Genomic DNA, 18,880 nt, shown 5'->3' on the forward strand with positions numbered 1-18,880 from the left:
ATGAGGATTTCTGATGCGAAAACCTCATAGAATTCAAAAAATTACGCCAATGATTTTCGGGCATCGCGATCTGGGTCATTTACCAACGCGGAGGTATCGTCCAAAATCATCGTTTCACCATTTTGAGTGGTATACGATTTCCAAGGGGGCAGGCCGCCACCGTTTGGATTTCCTGTTTTGACAAAATTGAGAAATGATTTCGCCATTTTTTCCGATAAAGCCCGAGGGCGTTTTCCGCCGCCCGTATGGGTAAGCATCAAATCGGTATTGTAAAACCAAAAACAAATATCGTCGCAGTGAAAAGCCCGCATTCTACCGTCAAAAAGAGGTGGTTGCCAGCCAAACCAAGCCAAATAGACTGGAGCTTTTCGTTGCGACGTCTTAGCATCAGCGATGGCAACGGCATTTTTTCGGTTTGAAAGAATCAACGACCAAATCTCAATCGGGCGCGCCTTCGGAAAGCTCCGGGCATAAGCATCGGCTATTTCACCAGATTTTTCCCCGAATCGCGGTTTGATTTTTTCTTTTACATCTGCCAGTGTTAGTTTTTCCAACGCCGCATCTGTTCGACTTGGGCTTTGCTCATTAAATGTCGAGCAAATAATCAGTGGAATATCGCTTGAGAAATGCGTTGCATCGCTGAAAAACGGGTTAGCGTTCAGGTATTCTCCGTCGGCTACTGGTGAGTAACCTCCCCTTTGCACGTTGAGACGTTTGGCTTCGTCAGCCATTTTGACAACGGCTCTGTCGGCGATGTCTATGTATTCGCGCCACGGAATTTGTTGTAATTTTTCTATCTCCCCAGCTTTCAGCCCCGCTTCCTCCATTATTTTCAGTCCTAATTTTTCGGCGTATTCTTTATTGACACCCGCCAATGAACCGCCGCTCAACACCACCGCCTTATGAAATAATCCCTTCGCCGCTGGCATATTCATCAAGGTTGTTACTTTAGAGCCTCCCCCCGACTGGCCGATGATGGTCACATTGCTTGCATCGCCCCCAAAATTGGCAATGTTATTTTTGACCCATTCGAGCGCAGCTACCATGTCCAAATTACCCACATTACCCGAGGCAGGATGTCCACCCGCTGCTTTTAGGTGGCTATATCCCAATGACCCGAGTCGGTGGTTGAGCGAACAAAATACGATATTGCCAAGGCGCGAGATATTTTCGCCGTGATAGCCGTCTTGCTCAATGCCATTTCCATTGACAAATCCGCCGCCGTGTAGCCAAACAACCACTGGACGTTTTTGGGTATCTAGGGCAGGTGTCCAGACGTTGATTTTCAAGCAATCTTCCGATACGTCGTCGTAGTTCCAGTGATCCACAAACGACGCATAGGTGTTTGCATATCGTTTTTCCATGATTTGCGGAGCCGTGTTTCCCCACCAAAGTGCAGGCCGAATTTCTGTCCAAGCAGCAGGTTTTTGAGGCGGCATAAAACGATTTTTGCCCGACGTATCTGCGCCGTAGGGTATTCCTAAAAAAGTATGAATTCCGCGCAGGATGAAGCCTCTCACTTTTCCATACTCAGTGTTGGTAACCGCGATGTTGTCGCCCACAAACAAAACCTGGTCATCCGCGTTTGGCTTTGATGATTTGGGCGGCTCATGCGCATGAGCCGTTGATTGATGCGCAACCCCCAAACTAGCGGCCCCAACCCCCAAAGACTGAATGAAATTACGTCTTGATGATTTCATAATTTAACTGATATTAATAGGTTAAAGAAAAAAATAGACAGGACAATAATACCTTAAAATAGAGCGCCCTTTGGGGGCTTTTTTCTAAAAATCCTTGAATCAGTCTTTTTAATCTATCAATAGTTCAAAATAGTCGACATTCGGCTTTTAAAAAATGGAAGAAACCACCCTCGGTACTTGGCTCTGGTGGGCTTCGGCAAATTTGATGTCTTTCTTTCCCGAAATGCGGCGGGCGTGATTGGCGCGACGGGAGGCCAATTCTGCATAGTAGTCTTTCAAATAAGTTTGCGCACCCATACAGCTCATAGCCGCCAATTTTTTGTCCATAACCGACGAAATATCAACGAAAGTATCGGGCACGAAACCGCAAAGTTCGGGCTGATGGGGCTCAAACGAATACCAAACGGGCGGGTCAATATTTTTAAAAGCACTCGGCACACCCGCCCCCGACGACAACAATCGTGCACGTTGGGTGGCCTGAAAAGCCAACGGATGGTCGGGATTGAAGGGGTCTTTTTCGGAATGGGTCATAATCACGGTAGGCTCAAAGTCACCAATTATTTTAGTGAGTTGCGTAATACGTTCGTCAGAAATCAACATCGGATAATCGCCCCAATCCAGAAATTGAATGGGTGTTCCGAGAATGTCAGCGGCTTTTTGTGCTTGCTCATGACGAATAATTTTGACGCTTTCTTCGGTGCGGTTAGGATTTTCTTTCCACAATTCGCCTGATTCGCCGCGTTCTCCGTACGACATGGCAATGACCAAGGTGTCACCCCCTTCTTCAATGGCTTTGGCGATGGTGCCAGCGGCTCGCCACACAAAATCGCCCGAATGCGCTCCGATTACTAACAATTTCTTCTTCATAATACTAAATGTGTCATATAAAATCAATCCAATTCCTCTGGCATGGGAGTACCTTTGGTATGAAAACTCGGCACGGTAGCCAAACCCCACGCCTGCCCTTTTTTTCGCTCTTCCAACGTCCAGACGACGGTTTCGTAATCAGGGTCAACAATCAATCGAGCAGTGGTATTGGCAATTTCTATCCGGTTGCCGCCGGGTTCATACACATACAAAAAAAACGTTTGCTGAATGGTGTGCTTATGAGGGCCTGTCTCGATAAAAATGCCGTTTTCAAGACAAATATCGGCGGCAATCAAGACCTCTTCGCGACTGTTGACGGCATAAGTAACGTGATGAAAACGGTCATTCATCCCTAAATAATCTTCGGTCACTGCCAAATCGTAGGATTTGGAATTGACCATAAACCAAACCGCTTTGGGGTTTAAATCCTCTAAATTATCGACGATGGTCTCGGTCAAAATTCCCCCTAAATTTTCCAGTTGAAAATCTCGAAAAGCCCTAACATCCTTGGCAAACAAATTTAGATGGTCTATTCGTCTGACGTTGATGCCTCGGGCGGGAAACTTACTGGCCGTATTTTTCAAGGCCGAAGTATCAGACGCTCCCGATTTATACTTTTCCGTTTCAAAATAGATTTCTGTCAAATGCCCACTGGGCGAATGATATTCATACGCAGGCCCGTGGCCAATATCCCCGTCGTTCCAACCCATGCCATAACCGCTTTTTTGAAGGGCCGCCACGCGGCGTTGGAGCGCCTCTGGACTTTTGGCCCGCCACGCAAAGTGCTTCATACCAGCGTGTTTGTGAGCGGTCAATTTCAGGGTATGATGTTCATAATCGTCGTATGCTCTCAAATAAACCGAATCGCCTTTGACGGCCGAAATATACATGCCCATAACATCGACAAAAAAGCGCGTACTGGCCTCCAATTTGGGCGTAAACAGCTCTACGTGCGCAATATGGGCCAAATCCCAAAGGTGATTTTTCATTGATTTTGAGAACAGAAACAAAGTAATTTTCCAGTTTGCAATGTTAGGCAGTGATGGCCGCTATTTTTGGATATTATTTTTAATATTGTAGATAAAAATCAAACATCTTTATGGGAAACGACAAACCCATTCTCAACTTTGAAGGGCTGTATGGAGACCTAAACAGGCGCTATCCAGCAGAATACATTTTTCTCGAACTGATTTCCACCCGCAGCCAAACTTTCAACTGGGTGATTCAGCCTCACATTCATACCCATCTATTTCAGGTATTTATCGTTAACAGCGGGCAGGTTACGTTTCAGGAAAGCACCAGAATTGACACCTACACTGCCCCTTGTATTTTTCTCATACCTCCCACGGCCCTGCATGGCTTAACCTATACACCCGACGTATCTGGGCATATTTTGACGATTTCAGAAATTATCATGGAGGATATTTTTCAAACATCTTCGACCATTTGGCAATCATTCCATAAGGTTCACATAATCCATCATTTTGACGAAAAAGAATCGTTTCAAGCCATCACAGAGTTGATTGGTGCCATCGAGACAGAGTTGTTTGAAGAGCAATCAGAAAGGAGGGCTATGCTTAATGCCTATTTTGCCCAGTTGTTCGTAAAACTCCACCGCATGGTTCGGCAAGGAGAAGAACAAAAAAAAGACAACGTGACGATGAGTCACTTTCGGAGATTTCAGAAGAAAATCAAAGAGGCAAACTACCCAAAAAGTATCCCTGAATTTGCCGCTGAACTTAACATCACCCCCATTCACCTTAACCGGATATGCCGCTCGGTGTCAGGCCATTCGGCCATTCAGTTGGTTCATCGCTACCTCATCGGCGAAGCCCAAAAATACCTTACGCACACCTCTTATTCGATTTCGGAAATTGCGTATTTATTGAAGTTTGAGTATCCAAACTACTTTGCCAAACTGTTCAAAAAATACACAGGCTTATCGCCCGCCGAATTTCGTAAAAAACAGCGAAATTAGTTTTGAGCAGAATCCCCCATTTTAGAAAACAGTCACTTTTGGGAATGGGTTGCGGGGCTAGTCGGCACTCAGTCTAACCGATAAATCTCCATAATATCTTCCAATATGGTGGGGAAATCAATTTTCAGGTCTATTAATTTGCCCGAATGAATATCAAAAACCCAGCCATGAACCGTAATTCCTCGCTCGCGGTAGGCTTCCTGCACTGCGGCTAGTTTAATGACGTTGATACACTGTTCTTGCACATTCAACTCCACCAATCGGTCATAGCGAGCCTGCTCATCTTCAATCGCATTCAGTACCTCTTTGTGCGTCCGGTACACATCCCGGACATTGCGCAACCAAGGATTCAAAATCCCTAAATCGGCATGCTGCATGGCGGCTTTGATACCCCCACATGAGTAATGACCACACACAATGATGTGTTTGACTTTGAGGTGCCTGACCGCATAATTTATCACGCTCATCACGTTCAAATCAATGCTTACCACCATATTGGCAATATTTCGATGAATAAAAACTTCTCCCGGCTGCACGCCCATTAAATCTTCGGCGGTCACTCGGCTGTCTGAACATCCTATGTACAGAAAATCGGGGCTTTGCCCTTTCGAAAGTTTTTCGAAATATTCGGGGTCTTTTTTGAGTTTTTCGGCAACCCAATGTTCATTGTTCTCAAAAATGCGTTGAAATTTATCCATGATAGAATGAGTGTTTAGTGTAAGTGCAGTAGATAGTACTCTATTTTGGGGCATGGCTTTGCTCTAACTGAGCATATACTTTCTCAAACTCTCGGCCTTCGGCTACTTGTTGAACCAAAGTGGGAATTTTTTTTTCTCCCACCCCTGCCAGCCACCGCGCCACTTCCATTCCAGATGTCATATAAGCCAGCATTACGTGCCCTTCATGGCCGTTGAAAAAACCACGCATAGAAGCAATTTCGTCCAAATCAAGGGCTACTTGTCCACCCCGAGAAAGATACAAATATTCGTCTTTGTAATCAACGTACCGTTGGATGCTGTCGGTTTTGGGCACAAACCGATAATCGACCATCAGTGCCAAGCCTTCATTGAACCACTGCGGAATCTGCCGGGTAGTTTTCCACCAACCTAAGCGACTAAAAAGCTCATCATGGCACATTTCATGGGCTATCACATCGGCATTGAGACCATCCATGTTGAGTACAATGTAGGAAGTTCCCCAAGGAGTGCCGATGCTGCACCCCGCCCCTTCGCCGCTGTTACAATAACGACGGTATTGGTCGGCGCGTTGGCAAAGAATAATCGTTGGATTCCCTACTCGACTCCCCCAAAAAGTCTCAATACGCTTCTGAGCTTCTTGGATTAGTACATTGGCATGACCTTGAACCCGGGGCGAAAGCTCTGGACTGACGTACAGCCGTTCGGCAGAAAGGCTAAAATCCGAATATTGAACGGCAAAACAACGAAATACATGCGGAAAGAGGACGAAGTAACTCACGACGAAGGCAACACTTCCCATCAAAATCCACAAAAAAAGGCGACGCAAAGGCATTAGTCCAATTCTACGTTCATTTTTGCCAGAGAGGCGGCTACTTATTACAACCAAATATACCAGTTTCTCCAGTCAAAATCAGCTACTCAAACGCCGAAATATCTATATTCAACGTCTGTGCCGCTTCTCTGATAATGCTTTGTTGAAATACGGGATTTATTTCTGAAAGCTTCATTTCTCCCCCAATCAAAATGCCGATGGTTTCATTGCTCAACACATACGGCGCAAAATGCGCCCCGTAGCTTTCTTCAATCCAGCGCTTAATGGGCAAAAATACGTGTTCGCGCAGGCGATTGTAGCGGGTCGATTTGCGTTGCCACTCGGCAATCTCCTGTCCAGTGGGTACCCGTTTTTGGGTAGACAATAACTGTGCTTTTGCGGCAGCTTGGGCTTGCTCCAAAACTGCTCTAAATTGCTCAGCCACGGCTTCGTTCTGAATGCGGTAATGAATACCTTTCAGGCTCATCCAGTCATTCAAAACAAACGGGTGTTCCATGACCTGATAGACTATTTTTTCGGAAAATACTTGGTAATGAGGCTTATTGATGCGTTTGGCTTGTTCATCCCGAAACCGATAGAGTTCATTCAGAATGTATTGTTGAAACGGCGTAAAATCACGCTGCTCTTTGGGACTCAAAAAGGTTTCTTTGGATTTGGGAGAATAGTCTTTTTGCTCCACCACCCGCATCATTTGCTCAAACCATTCCCACCGATTTTGCACTTGCAAACGCTCGGCAGTTAGTTTGCGCAAGGCTGGTAAATGGATAACGTCGTTGGCCGCGTATTCTAATTGCATCGGCAACAGCGGGCGTTTCAGCCAGTTACTCTGCTGTTTTGTTTTGCTCGATTCGACCCCCAGCAGCTCATACAGCACACTACTAAGCCCGATTTTCTCCAAACTCAGCATTTTGGCCGCTACGCTGGTATCGAAGATGTTGCGGGGCGAACAGCCGTGCAAATGAAGCAAACGTAAATCTTCGCCGCAATCATGAAAAATCTTTTCGGACGTTTCGCTCTCCAAAACCCGCCAGAGGGAAGTTAAATCGGGAACAACAAATGGGTCAATCAAATAGCAAGTATCAGGAGTAGCAATTTGAATAAGACAAAGCGTAAAACCGTAGGCATAATGGTTGTGATCAAACTCGGTATCAATAGCAAACGCCTCCAAACCGCTTAGATGCTCAACCACTTTTTCAAACGCCTCTTGGGTCTGAATAATTAAAGGTATTGACATAGCGTCAAAAATAGCAAAAACAACGTCATTTTGTCTACATTCCCACCCAAAAAACAAAAAAAATATGCCAAAATTGCCGCTTTTCAGAACAGGCATACTCCTTGTACAGAAGGTGTTATCTAAATCACATTCACTAAAATATTAACAAAAAAGCCGCCATGAATTTTAACCAATATACCATCAAAGCGCAGGAAGTAATCCAGCGTGCGGTACAGATTGCGCAGGGAAACCAGCAGCAAGCGGTAGAGACGGGGCACGTTTTGCAGGCCATTTTGGAAGACGACCCCAACACCTCACAGTTTTTGATGAAAAAACTCAACGTATCTTCTCAACTGCTACAAACCAAAATCCAAGCCGCCGTAAACGCCTACCCAAAAGTGGCAGGAACGGCCGCTACCGAATATATAAGTAATGACTTAAACGCCGCTTTTCAAAAAGCCCAAACCTATCTGAAAGAATTTCAGGACGAATTTGTCAGTGTTGAAATGCTTTTTCTGGGGTTGGCTACGGGCAAAGACGCCACCGCCCGACTCATGCAGGAGGTTGGTTTTAAAGAAAAAGGTCTGTTGGCCGCGATTAAAGAATTAAGAGGAAAAAATAACCCTGTGAAAGACCAAAATGCCGAAGCTAAATATCGCTCTCTGGAGCGGTATAGCAAAAATTTGAATGAATTGGCCCGTGCCGGAAAAATTGACCCCGTCATTGGCCGCGACGATGAAATTCGTCGGGTATTACAGATTTTGGCGCGTCGTACCAAAAACAACCCCATGCTACTCGGTGAGCCTGGGGTCGGTAAAACCGCCATTGTGGAAGGCCTCGCCCAACGTATTGTGCAAGGCGACGTGCCCGAACAGCTAAAAACCAAAGAAATTGTGTCACTCGACATGGGTCTGCTCATAGCGGGGGCCAAGTACAAAGGGGAGTTTGAAGAGCGTCTGAAAGCGGTGATTAAAGAAGTAACCGACTCGGAAGGCGAAGTAATTTTGTTCATTGATGAAATCCACACACTCATCGGGGCGGGGGCCGGAGGTGAGGGCGCCATGGATGCGGCCAATCTACTCAAACCGGCCCTCGCGCGCGGCGAACTTCATACCATTGGGGCTACCACCATCAAAGAGTACCAAAAGTACATCGAGAAAGATAAGGCGCTCGAACGCCGCTTTCAGGTCGTAACCGTCGATGAGCCCGGCGAGGCCGACGCCATCAGTATCTTGCGCGGCATCAAAGACAAATACGAACTTCACCACGGAGTACGGATTCAGGATGATGCCGTCATTGCAGCCGTAGAACTGTCGAGCCGGTATATTTCCGACCGTTTTTTGCCCGATAAAGCCATTGACCTGATGGATGAAGCTGCCGCCAAGCTACGTTTAGAGATGGATTCGGTCCCCGAAGAACTCGACGACCTCAACCGCCGCATCATGCAGTTGGAAATTGAGAGAGAAGCCATTCGTCGCGAAAACGACAAGGACAAAGAAACCCGCCTCAACAAAGAAATTGCCGATTTGAGTGAAGACCGAAACGCTCTCAAAGCGCAGTGGGAACTGGAAAAAGGCAAAATCAGTGAAGTGCGTACGCTTAAAGAGCAACTGGACCAACTTCGTCTGGAAGCTGAACAAGCTGAGCGCACTGGCGATTACGGAAAAGTAGCCGAACTTCGTTACGGTAAAATCCCAGAAATTGAGAAAAAATTGGCGGGAGATATTGGAGAAAACCATTCCAACCACCACCTCCTCAACGAGGAAGTAACCCCTGAACACATCGCGGAAATTGTCGCCAAATGGACGGGCATTCCGGTGAGCAAAATGCTGCAAAGTGAGCGCGACAAATTGCTTAATTTGGAAACAGAACTTCAAAAACGGGTAGCTGGGCAGGAAGAAGCCATTGAAGCCGTTGCTGATGCTGTCCGCCGCTCACGGGCGGGATTGCAAGACCCCAAACGCCCCATTGGTAGCTTTTTGTTCTTGGGGCCAACAGGGGTAGGAAAAACCGAATTGGCCAAAACCCTCGCCAACTACCTGTTCAACGACGACAACGCCATGGTGCGTATCGACATGAGCGAGTACCAGGAGCGCCACTCGGTCAGCCGTTTGGTGGGAGCGCCTCCCGGCTACGTAGGCTACGACGAAGGCGGTCAGTTGACCGAGGCCGTCAGACGCAAGCCGTACAGCGTGATTTTGCTAGATGAAATCGAAAAAGCACACCCTGATGTGTGGAACATCATGTTGCAGGTATTGGACGACGGCCGCCTGACCGATAACAAAGGACGGATGGCCAACTTCAAAAACACCATCATCATCATGACCTCCAACATCGGCAGCGACATCATCATGGAGAAATTCAAAGAAGCAGGCAACAAAACCGACAAAGGCTGGAAACTGTACTTCAAAGAAGAAGCCAAAAACGATGTGTTGAGCCTGTTGAAACAAACCGTTCGGCCCGAGTTTCTGAACCGTATCGACGAAATCGTACTCTTTGACCCACTGAGCCACGACAACCTCAAACAGATTGTACGGATTCAATTCAACCACATCAAAGGTTTGCTCGCCGAGCAGGGTATCACCCTCGATGCCACCGACGACGCGCTACTCAAACTCTCAGAAGAAGGCTACGAGCCCGCCTTTGGTGCCCGACCGCTGAAACGAGTCCTTCAGCGCCGTATCCTGAACGAGTTGTCGAAACAGATTCTGAGTGGCAAAATCACCAAAGACTCCGTCATCATGATGGAACTCGGCGAAAACGGAGAAGTCGTTTTTGAGAATATAACAGAAGCGAAAATAGAATTGTAAGTTGCACTTTATTGATTAACAAAAACGCCCCGCTGAGATTTCAGCAGGGCGTTTTTGTTAATTCTCAAACTGAATATCTTTATAAATCTCCGCCAAGGTAAGTGGCTGCTCCATAATGGAGAACGAATCCTCTAAGCGGGTATAATCACGAAGTTCCCAATGATGAATGCCTTTGCGCTCGTAGACAGTCACAAACGGCTGATATTGACTTACAAAAATGGCGTATTGCAACGAATCAATTTTCTTGTAAGCCAACAATTTATCCCCAAAATCGTGAGAAATGGTGCTTTTTGAAGTTACTTCCACCACCAACACGGGGTTCGTAATGGTACTTGTCGACTTTTTACCAGAAGGCAATGTCACAAACTCAGGCTCTCCCTGTACTACTGAAACATCGGCGTTAAAATCCGTTGGGGAGAGCACATCGGCAATGTGAATTTTGATATTGCTGCCCAAAACCGAAAATCCTGAAATTCGATTAAAAACAGTTTTAAGACAAAAAATAATTTCGGCTACTAATTTTTCGTGGTAATAACTCGCATTTCCCATAATAACAATCTCATTGTTGAAGTACTCAATCGTAAACTGACACTTTTCGACCCATTCGAGGTATTCCTCAAATGAGGCAGGAATGTGCAGCATTACGTCTTCCCCAAGAGCTTCCAATTCGGCGAGTGTTGTTGGTATTTTTTGGGTTTCTATCTTCATTCATTCATATTGTTTGTTAAAGATACCGAATTTTCATTGGCAAAAAAAATCCCGCCGACGTTCGGCAGGATTCTTAAAACAAGCCTAAATAAGCGCGCATTACAACTTATTATCGGCCTTCAAATACGTTTTATTGCCGTTTGAATTGATGTAATACTGACCACCTTTGGGTCCCTGATAGATTGTACGGCCTTTGTCATCTTTACCAATGGTTTTGTCAGCACCTGCTACTTTTTTGCGGGTTCCGTTGTCGGCTTCTTTACCATCGTCGTCCTTGGGAGTTACTTTGGTTTTGGTAGAAGTCGTTTTTTTATCGGCTTTATCTTCTTTTTTATCCGCCTTACGGTCCGCTACTTCGGTTTCTTTTTTCTCTTTTTTGTCTACTTTCTTATCGGCTTTATCGGCTTTTTTGTCCTCTTTCTTTTCAGCTTTGTCTTTTGGGTCAGATTTTTTACCCTTGCTCGACTTTCCTTCCTTCTTATCATCGCCAGTTTCCTTTTTGTCGGCTTTGTCTTTCGGTTCCGATTTTTTTCCTTTACTTGATTTGGTCTCCTTCTTATCGCCGCCAGTTTCTTTCTTGGCCTTGGTCTCTTTTTTAGGTTTTGTATCATCTTGGGCAACGGTATCAACAGCAATACCGAAGCACGCTAATGTAATCAACAAGGCAAACAGGTTTTTCATTTTGGTAAAGGATTAAGTTAAATTATTGGTTTGATTCAAAAGTATTGTAAATTTTCAAAATTTACAGGAAAGATTCTGCTTTTCTATTCCTTTTAAAATATTAGACGATTGTACCGTCAGGCCAGTCACCTTCACTAAATCCAAACAATGATGAAAAAGTTTTTTTTATTCCTTTGCGGATTAACTTCCTTTTCGGTTTTTGCCCAAACAACCACTCCCAATTTTAAACTACAAGTAGTTGATAATCAAATCAATATTGGCTATGGACTGGCCGTTGGCGATGTTGACGGCGACAAACGACTGGATATTTTATTGGCCGACCAAAAAGACATCGTTTGGTATAAAAATGAAGGCACTAAAAACGGAGAATCATGGACGCGACACGTGATGGTTTCAAACGTAACTCCCAAAGACAACGTTTGCATCGCAGCCCGCGACATCGACGGCGATGGAAAGGTAGAAGTAGCAATCGGTGCCATGTGGAACCCCGCCGAGACGAACGATATAACTAAATCGGGCGCGGTTTTTTACCTGATTCGACCGCAAGACCCGACCCAGCGCTGGGAACCCGTGCCGCTTCACCACGAAATCACAACGCACCGGATGCGCTGGGCACAGGTAAGTAAAAATAAATACCAGTTGATTGTGGTCCCATTGCACGGTTTAGGCAATGCCAACGGAGAAGGCAAAGGCGTCAAGGTGCTGGCGTATGACGTCCCCAAAAACCCAAAACAACCGTGGCCGTATCAGTTAATGGATTCAACCTTACACATCACTCATAATTTTGAAATTTGGGAAGACGCCGATGCCACCAAGGTGTTGATTGGCAGCAAAGAAGGCGGCAAAGTGGTTTCGTACCAAAAAAATCAATGGAAACCTACTGGACAATGGATTGGTGAAGGTTTGGGAGTGGGCGAAGTACGCCGAGGATATTTACCCAATAAAGACGCTTTTGTGGCGGCGGTGGCTCCTTGGCACGGCAATCAATTGGTGGTTTTAAATCCAAAAACCAACTCTAAAAAAGTCCTGACCGACCGCCTGAGTCAAGGCCACGCGCTGGCCTGCGGAGATTTTCTGGGCTTGGGCTACTCACAAATAGCGGTGGGTTGGCGCAATCCCAACCCCGACAAAAAGGTAGGTGTACGCTTATTTGTACCAAAAGATGCCGCTGGCGAAAACTGGGAAGAATTTGTATTGGATGAAAGCGTCATGATGGCCTGCGAGGACCTTTTGGCCACCGATTTGGACGGTGACGGCGATTTGGACATCATTGCCGCAGGCCGCGCCACCCTCAATGTGCTGATTTATTGGAATCAACGAATCAACAAATAGCTTTACTTTTGAAGATTGGCAATGCCTTGAAGCATTTCATGGGCTACTTTTTCGGGGGCAAAAGGTGCTACAATCTGTCGGGAAGCATCGCCCATACGTGATAATGATGCAGCATTTTGAACAAAATAGCGCATTTTGGCTACTAAATCTTGTTTTTGACGCGGGTCGAAGGTAAAGCCGTTCTGACCTGTACGAACCAAATCTTCCACGCAGCCAGAAGGTGCTGAGACCAATACCGGCAAGCCACAAATCATGGCTTCGTTGACCACCAATCCCCACGGCTCCGAATCGCTGGGTAACACCAGTACATCCGCTAAAGCCAAATATTCGGCCACTTCGTACCAAGCAACCCCAGCTTCAAAGCGAATATTTTTTATCTTTTGGGCTTGCTGTTGTAACATTGGTTTTTGGTCTCCTTCTCCCAACAAAACTAAACCCCAATCGGTTGTTTCGGCGCTGATTTCGGCAAATGCTTCCAGCAGCATCGTTAAATTTTTGGGTGGAATCAGCCGACCTACAAAAATGAAATTATAAGGGGCCCAGCCTCTTTGGTTTTTTCGTTTTTCCCGTTCGGGAGTTGCTTTTTGATAATGTTCCAAAATCACGTCATTGTCGACCACCGCTGCTTTTCGGGTCAGAATTTGGGAAGGCTTTACCCCCAATTTTTCCAAATACGCCGCCGATGATTGTCCGAAACAGAAAAAACCGTTTGCCTGCTTTAACAGAAATTGCTTAAAACGCTCTTTGGCTCCCATCCGCACGTGGTCGCGCACGTTGGACTCATTAGAAATGATGACTTTAATACCCGCCAGTTTGGCATAAAACAGTAAAACCCACTGCGCAGGGTCATACCAGCCCGTCAGATTCAGCACATCGGGACGATAACTGCGGATTTTTTTCAACAGTGCCTTGGTTCGCGGCCACAGTTTGACTTGGTCGAGCGACGTATTAAAAAGCACCTCATAGTCATAGTTGTACCGAAAGGCGTCGGCATCGCCCATGTTAGCGCGGCTTTTTTCGGAAAGGGCAATTTGAACAACGTGAATTTCTACACCGTACTGCGGAGAAAGTCGGTGTAGTTCGCTGAATAATTTGGACTTATAATGTGCCCAAAGCTGGTTATGGACGATGAGTACGCGCATGGCGGGCAAAATAAGCGTCAAGGTATTGTTTCAATAGCGGGTATAAGTGTTTGGCCATGTAGGCCTGTCCTTTGGCGTTGTAATGAATGCTATCAAAGTCAGGATTTCGAAAAAGGTCGTTGGTCAACGGAAACCCACTTCGGTGCAATTTCAACTCATCAATCACTGGAATGCGGTTTTTTCGGGCAAACGCCAATATCTCTTCGCCTTGACTATCGTAGCGATTTTGAGCTATTTCGGGCAATTCAGGGTGTAAATAAAGGCAAAAAGGAATACGCATCACCTTAGCCGTATCGGCTAGGTGCTGAAAACCAGGATTGAATACCGTTCCGAATTTATGAATCACATCGTTGGGGGCGTGTTGCGCGGCTGGCGAGAAAAACTCCTTCAAAGGCACTTCTACGTAGTGATAGACAAACAAAGTATAAATATAACGGTGCCAAAACTCGTACAGCGCCACCGTGTATTGTTTGTCAGGGTAATTGGGATTCACCCCCACCAATTTATGATGGCTCATGTTGTCGTAGGCATCGTGGCTGCTAGTAACTAGGCACATCACATCGGCGCTGAAAAACCCTTTCTTTTTCAAAAAAGCAAACGCATTGTCTGGCCCCCAAGACCCTGCCGACACATTCAGTACACGCACGGGCTGATGATAATGTTGCGTGAATTGTTTTTCGAGAATAGTCGAGGCCAAATCGTCGTGGTCGGTTGGGTTTCCGCCGTTGATGACCGAATCACCAACCAGTAAAACAACCGTCGTATCGGTAGGATTGATGGGGTCACTGCGCATCGAAAACGCATTGGTACGCACTACATTTCTAAAACGAAAACGGTATTGATCAGGGGCAAAAACGTATTCAAAATCGGGGTCCTCTACATACAGCGGAGCATTGCAAAATCCAAACACAAAGCGTAATAATAACTCAGTAGTTGAAAGCAAAACCAATAATAAAACGAGTATTTTACGCCATTTTTTCATTTCTATTCTTCCTAATTTCAGGCTTTTTCTTCTTCTATCTTGTCTACAAACCTACGAATCAATCGGTAGTCAAAAAAATAAGAGTGCGACAAAAATTGTCGTCACTCTCATTTCAGTAATGGTTATTATTGAGGAATCCATCTTTGGGGTTCAACTGCCCCCTCCGCAACCTTTCAAAACCAAACCGATAAAATTTACCACTCTGCTCGTGGGAGCAACCCAAAGTGTACTTTCATCGCCATCCAGCGCATTTATAAAATCCCCTCCCCTTCCAAATGGAGTACCTTTCAATTTTTTGCTTCCATGATAAAATTCTATTTCAGCCAGATCTCCATTCCCATTTTCGCTTGGCACAAATCGTATTTGGGGATAAACAGCCCCATTATTAATCTTAAACTCCTGCCAAGTACCGTTTCCATTTTGAGAAATCGTATACAAACTATCCCAAGTTACCCCATCAGAAGAACCTTGAATCTGCGCCCCAACCAAATGGCTTTGACAACAATCGTCCCTAAATTTAAGTCGTATTCTATTCACCGCGCAGAGTTCTTCTTCTCCGCACTCCATTACGTTCAGGGTCGTAACGGCCTGACTGTTACACCCTTCTTTGGTGGCCGTCAGGGTATAGGTGTAGTTCCCTTTTTCTGCTGGTACGTTCACGCTTACAAAGTTCCCGCTGCTATTGACTCCCTTGCCGCTCCAGTTGTAGGCCACCCCAGCACAGTTGCCTCCCGTGCAATTTGCCGAGAGCGTAACTTCTGAACCGCAGGTTGGGTTGGGGTTGTCTGCATGGATACCCAACGTAAAATTGCAGGTGTTGGGCGAGCACTGCGGCAGTATATCGTCATTCAATACGATATTTTTGGGCTGCGAATACGCCGATAAATTATACCCAGAATTATTAAGGATACTTAGCAATGAGTACGTCGTAGTACTTGTCGCACTGATAGGCGACATAGGAGTAGTTAATAGCTGCTGAATTTCTGCGCTTTGCGTTGCAGGAGCAAAATCATTAATTGAGTTGGGGGAGCCGATGACCAACGTTACAAATTTAGCCCCGTGTTCGTACGATTGTTTTAGAAAATTAATTTTATCAGTTGTGGTTCCTTGCGGAAACATCTCATTCATAATCCATTTATTGGGGACATTGGTTCGTAGCAAATCCATCGAAAAACGGTGATTATAGAACATATCATCATTGACTTTTACCCCATCAAATCGGCAATTCAACTTTTGAAAGCCAATTGTTCCTCGGCTTTTTGAAGCACCGTCAAAAACCGACCCCATATCCAACACAAATTTTATATTTGAGTCAACGGCTTTAACTGCATTACCCATTTGGTCAATAAATTCTTTCAATTTTAAATGCCTGAATATATACCAACGCCTCCCTGCCTCATCATTTTGGTTGGTGGGTGGTTGGGCTGCCGTTCCGTACTGCGCTAAGTGCCAGTTACTAAACGCATTTTTCATGTGCGACGAATAGTCAAAAAGAGACCCATGCGGATATTCACCTTCCTGATTTGACGTAATGGAAACGCTTATAAACAACAACTTACCTTGCTCCTGAAGGTATTTGTAGCGTTGGGTCACTTCCGTCACAAAAGCTTTGGCTTTTTCTACCGAAGGCTGATGAGCTAGGCTGAACATTTTATCATTGTAGCCGTCGGTGTACACATTTCCTGCCGCGTCTCTCATTTCGTTTGCTTCTCCTCCCCAGATAAACCCCGACCGGTTTATTCCGTAGGCATTATTGGCACCCAAATGGATTCGTAGCGCAATCTTATCCATTCCCTGTTCGAGTGCCTTTGCAATTACATTATCTACGGGCCGCCATTCCGACGCAATATTTGGGTTGGAAAGACACTGAAATGACGGGCATTTGGTGATATCCCACCGTACAGTTATATACACCGAATTACACCCTATCGACTTTGCCCCCGGAACCATATCAGCATAGTGTTCATACTGATTATCTTCCTGGATATTAAGGACTAACATCGCTAAGTAACGTTTATTGTCTTGCCCGTGTCCTGCAAAACTTAAGGAAAATAAAAAAATCTGAAGACAAACAAGTACTTTTTTCATGCTTCCGGTTCTTTTCAAAAATGAGTAAAAATTCTTAAGAAGTCTCAAAGAGGGTAAGCATGTAGTAAAAGTCAAATGGCAGAATTCTAGTTAAACTAACGATAATGGCGGCATGATGTTATCTGAGGAGCGTTTCTAAAATTCCGTTTTTTCTTTAATAAATCATTTAAAAACACCGCAACAAAATAGCAGAAAGTCCATTATACACCGTATAAGACGAAAAATAGCTCATTTTACGGGCGCTTATCAAGCACAAATTAGCATACGTAAACGTAGATTATATCCCTTCATAGATTTTAAATTTTTTAGTTTGCCTCACCAATCTAAACCGATAAGCTGGAAACTGACTTTCTAACGTGGGATTGGTTGGAATTTGTTGATAGGCTTCGTGCACAAACGCGTATATTTTACCCGCTTTTCCATCGTATTTTTCTGCCAAAAAACCACATCCTTTAGCAAATTTGAGATCAATACTCCCCACCAATTTCCGCGCCTTTACAGCATCTACGTTGAGGGAACCCGAGGTAAAATAAAGGATATTTTCTGGTTTGTCAACTGCATGGATAAACGCTAAATCCTCCTCTTCGGCATGTCTCAATGCAAAACCTGAACTTCCCGTAGCTGACTCATTGCGGATTTCAACTTTTTTGAGGATAAATGTTGAAAGCCCATAACCACTGTTCAAAATAATTAATGTTCCAAGCACCCATCTAGCCGAAACCTGCGACCGACGCGCCCCCCCCAACAACAACGGCAGAAATAAGTAGGCCACTACTTTGGTATGGCGGTATTCTACAGAAATTTCAGCGCCTTTGTTATACAATAATAAAAATATGCCACAATAAACCAGATAAAAACCTAAAAACAGCCAGCGGGCTTCGTCATGTCCGGATTGTTTCATTACCCATATTAACCCCAGAAAACTGACCGCCATCAGGGAATAATATAGGCTGTGCCCCCATTCAGGAAAATCCGTGCGGATCAGTAACTGAGGGTATATTTCGGCAATACTGAACCAATGCGTAAGCGGATAGGTAAGGGTTTCAAACGACGTCCACGAAATATTAAACGGTTGGTTGGTACTCGTGATGGGGCTCGTCCCGAGGTTGATAAATCCCAACTGAGTAAGTGCCAAATAAAAAACCATGCACAATCCTACCGCCAAAGCCGTCCAAAAAGCAGGTATAAAGAGTTTTTTTTGCTTTCTAAAATCATTCAGGAAAGCAATGCCTGCACAACCGCACAAGGCAGCTAAGCCGATGGTATAAGCCGTTTTTAAGAAGAAAGAGACCAACGACAACACCAACAGCCCACCAAAAAGGATAAAAGGTTGGCGGCGATATTTTAAGAAACACCAAATAGTCCAAGGCTGACTTCCAAAAAGGAGCAATTCCCCCCCCGTATAATTGAGAAAGTTGATGGTAAATAACCGAGAAGTAGCAATAAAAAATAGCCCGAGCGCAATGGTTGTTTTATCAAATTCTAACCACTGATATACAAAATACCAACCCATTAGCCCCGCCACCGAAAAAGCCAGCGTTATCCACAAGCTTGCCATTCCAGGCGAAATATTTAACAATTCACTTAGTGCCCCTGGTACCATATACTGACCAGGGCTCCACCATGTCAAAAACAAGGATTGATTTTGGGCAATATTTTCAGGAGACGGTATTAGAAGTGTATTGAATTGCCCCGTACTCAGCATATCATTCCAAACAGCTAGACCAAAGCCGGGGTCTTCTCCCAGCACCAGGGGAACGTAATACCCAGCCATTGTCATCAACAACAATACCCCGATTACCAAAGAACGACGCGTAAGTATTTTCTCAATCAAAGCCATGAAACAATC

Annotated in this window: 15 protein-coding genes; 3 read left to right on the forward strand and 12 right to left on the reverse strand. The window is 45.2% G+C overall.

From position 1 onward, the window contains the following. Positions 1–41 precede the first annotated feature (41 nt). From DVG78_RS17910 to DVG78_RS17920, 3 genes are all read right to left on the reverse strand, one after another. Positions 42–1,700 (reverse strand): carboxylesterase/lipase family protein, encoded by a 1,659-nt coding sequence (locus DVG78_RS17910; protein WP_114462421.1) that lies wholly within the window; start codon positions 1,698–1,700, stop codon positions 42–44. 147 nt (positions 1,701–1,847) lie between these two features. After that, positions 1,848–2,567, reverse strand: coding sequence for a PIG-L deacetylase family protein (locus DVG78_RS17915; RefSeq protein ID WP_114462422.1), 720 nt, complete (start codon positions 2,565–2,567; stop codon positions 1,848–1,850). Between the two features lie 23 nt (positions 2,568–2,590). Continuing rightward, complete coding sequence (locus DVG78_RS17920; protein WP_114462423.1) at positions 2,591–3,556, reverse strand: VOC family protein; 966 nt, start codon at positions 3,554–3,556, stop codon at positions 2,591–2,593. 110 nt (positions 3,557–3,666) lie between these two features. Here DVG78_RS17920 and DVG78_RS30580 point away from each other — a divergent pair, with 110 nt between their 5' ends. Further along, positions 3,667–4,545: an AraC family transcriptional regulator gene (locus DVG78_RS30580; protein ID WP_114462424.1), complete on the forward strand. Its 879-nt coding sequence runs from the start codon at positions 3,667–3,669 to the stop codon at positions 4,543–4,545. Positions 4,546–4,613: 68 nt separating this feature from the next. Here the strand turns inward: DVG78_RS30580 and DVG78_RS17930 are convergent, their stop codons facing one another. The 3 genes from DVG78_RS17930 to DVG78_RS17940 all read right to left on the reverse strand — a co-directional run bounded on the left by DVG78_RS17930 (position 4,614) and on the right by DVG78_RS17940 (position 7,309). Further along, positions 4,614–5,243, reverse strand: coding sequence for a carbonic anhydrase (locus DVG78_RS17930; RefSeq protein WP_114462425.1), 630 nt, complete (start codon positions 5,241–5,243; stop codon positions 4,614–4,616). Positions 5,244–5,283: 40 nt separating this feature from the next. Then, entirely contained in the window at positions 5,284–6,075 is a 792-nt protein-coding gene (locus DVG78_RS17935) for a hypothetical protein (RefSeq protein ID WP_114462426.1), read from the reverse strand. Between the two features lie 82 nt (positions 6,076–6,157). Then, positions 6,158–7,309, reverse strand: a complete 1,152-nt coding sequence (locus DVG78_RS17940) for a ribonuclease D (protein ID WP_158550047.1) — start codon at positions 7,307–7,309, stop codon at positions 6,158–6,160. 158 nt (positions 7,310–7,467) lie between these two features. Between DVG78_RS17940 and clpB the strand changes: the two genes are divergently transcribed. Then, positions 7,468–10,098: an ATP-dependent chaperone ClpB gene (gene clpB / locus DVG78_RS17945; protein ID WP_114462428.1), complete on the forward strand. Its 2,631-nt coding sequence runs from the start codon at positions 7,468–7,470 to the stop codon at positions 10,096–10,098. Positions 10,099–10,155: 57 nt separating this feature from the next. On the opposite strand, the gene DVG78_RS17950 is transcribed toward clpB, so the two are convergent. Further along, positions 10,156–10,806 carry a Uma2 family endonuclease gene (locus DVG78_RS17950; RefSeq protein WP_114462429.1) on the reverse strand — a complete coding sequence of 217 codons (651 nt, stop codon included), beginning with the start codon at positions 10,804–10,806 and terminating at the stop codon, positions 10,156–10,158. 99 nt (positions 10,807–10,905) lie between these two features. Continuing rightward, positions 10,906–11,487 carry a hypothetical protein gene (locus DVG78_RS17955; protein WP_114462430.1) on the reverse strand — a complete coding sequence of 194 codons (582 nt, stop codon included), beginning with the start codon at positions 11,485–11,487 and terminating at the stop codon, positions 10,906–10,908. A gap of 147 nt (positions 11,488–11,634) precedes the next feature. Here DVG78_RS17955 and DVG78_RS17960 point away from each other — a divergent pair, with 147 nt between their 5' ends. Further along, complete coding sequence (locus DVG78_RS17960) at positions 11,635–12,819, forward strand: VCBS repeat-containing protein (RefSeq protein WP_114462431.1); 1,185 nt, start codon at positions 11,635–11,637, stop codon at positions 12,817–12,819. Between the two features lie 2 nt (positions 12,820–12,821). Here the strand turns inward: DVG78_RS17960 and DVG78_RS17965 are convergent, their stop codons facing one another. The 4 genes from DVG78_RS17965 to DVG78_RS17980 all read right to left on the reverse strand — a co-directional run bounded on the left by DVG78_RS17965 (position 12,822) and on the right by DVG78_RS17980 (position 18,871). Next, a complete protein-coding gene (locus DVG78_RS17965; protein WP_229598259.1) occupies positions 12,822–13,982 on the reverse strand; it encodes a glycosyltransferase family 4 protein in 1,161 nt (386 codons plus the stop codon). Next, positions 13,939–14,943, reverse strand: a complete 1,005-nt coding sequence (locus tag DVG78_RS17970) for an SGNH/GDSL hydrolase family protein (RefSeq protein ID WP_114462433.1) — start codon at positions 14,941–14,943, stop codon at positions 13,939–13,941. The genes DVG78_RS17965 and DVG78_RS17970 overlap by 44 nt, the downstream gene beginning before the upstream one ends. Positions 14,944–15,093: 150 nt before the next feature. Beyond that, positions 15,094–17,031, reverse strand: a complete 1,938-nt coding sequence (locus DVG78_RS17975; RefSeq protein WP_114462434.1) for a galactose-binding domain-containing protein — start codon at positions 17,029–17,031, stop codon at positions 15,094–15,096. Positions 17,032–17,308: 277 nt separating this feature from the next. Then, a complete protein-coding gene (locus DVG78_RS17980; protein WP_114462435.1) occupies positions 17,309–18,871 on the reverse strand; it encodes a putative glycosyltransferase family protein in 1,563 nt (520 codons plus the stop codon). Between the last annotated feature and the right edge of the window lie 9 nt (positions 18,872–18,880).

The sequence above is a fragment of the Runella aurantiaca genome, assembly GCF_003339505.1.
GTDB classification, from domain to species: Bacteria; Bacteroidota; Bacteroidia; order Cytophagales; family Spirosomataceae; genus Runella; species Runella aurantiaca.

What these genes read in the sequence shown, in the direction of transcription:
- DVG78_RS17910 (WP_114462421.1), bottom strand. Translation starts at nt 1,700, where the DNA reads ATGAAATCATCAAGACGTAATTTCATTCAGTCTTTGGGGGTTGGGGCC.
- DVG78_RS17915 (WP_114462422.1), bottom strand. Translation starts at nt 2,567, where the DNA reads ATGAAGAAGAAATTGTTAGTAATCGGAGCGCATTCGGGCGATTTTGTG.
- DVG78_RS17920 (WP_114462423.1), bottom strand. Translation starts at nt 3,556, where the DNA reads ATGAAAAATCACCTTTGGGATTTGGCCCATATTGCGCACGTAGAGCTG.
- DVG78_RS30580 (WP_114462424.1), top strand. Translation starts at nt 3,667, where the DNA reads ATGGGAAACGACAAACCCATTCTCAACTTTGAAGGGCTGTATGGAGAC.
- DVG78_RS17930 (WP_114462425.1), bottom strand. Translation starts at nt 5,243, where the DNA reads ATGGATAAATTTCAACGCATTTTTGAGAACAATGAACATTGGGTTGCC.
- DVG78_RS17935 (WP_114462426.1), bottom strand. Translation starts at nt 6,075, where the DNA reads ATGCCTTTGCGTCGCCTTTTTTTGTGGATTTTGATGGGAAGTGTTGCC.
- DVG78_RS17940 (WP_158550047.1), bottom strand. Translation starts at nt 7,309, where the DNA reads ATGTCAATACCTTTAATTATTCAGACCCAAGAGGCGTTTGAAAAAGTG.
- clpB (WP_114462428.1), top strand. Translation starts at nt 7,468, where the DNA reads ATGAATTTTAACCAATATACCATCAAAGCGCAGGAAGTAATCCAGCGT.
- DVG78_RS17950 (WP_114462429.1), bottom strand. Translation starts at nt 10,806, where the DNA reads ATGAAGATAGAAACCCAAAAAATACCAACAACACTCGCCGAATTGGAA.
- DVG78_RS17955 (WP_114462430.1), bottom strand. Translation starts at nt 11,487, where the DNA reads ATGAAAAACCTGTTTGCCTTGTTGATTACATTAGCGTGCTTCGGTATT.
- DVG78_RS17960 (WP_114462431.1), top strand. Translation starts at nt 11,635, where the DNA reads ATGATGAAAAAGTTTTTTTTATTCCTTTGCGGATTAACTTCCTTTTCG.
- DVG78_RS17970 (WP_114462433.1), bottom strand. Translation starts at nt 14,943, where the DNA reads ATGAAAAAATGGCGTAAAATACTCGTTTTATTATTGGTTTTGCTTTCA.
- DVG78_RS17975 (WP_114462434.1), bottom strand. Translation starts at nt 17,031, where the DNA reads ATGAAAAAAGTACTTGTTTGTCTTCAGATTTTTTTATTTTCCTTAAGT.
- DVG78_RS17980 (WP_114462435.1), bottom strand. Translation starts at nt 18,871, where the DNA reads ATGGCTTTGATTGAGAAAATACTTACGCGTCGTTCTTTGGTAATCGGG.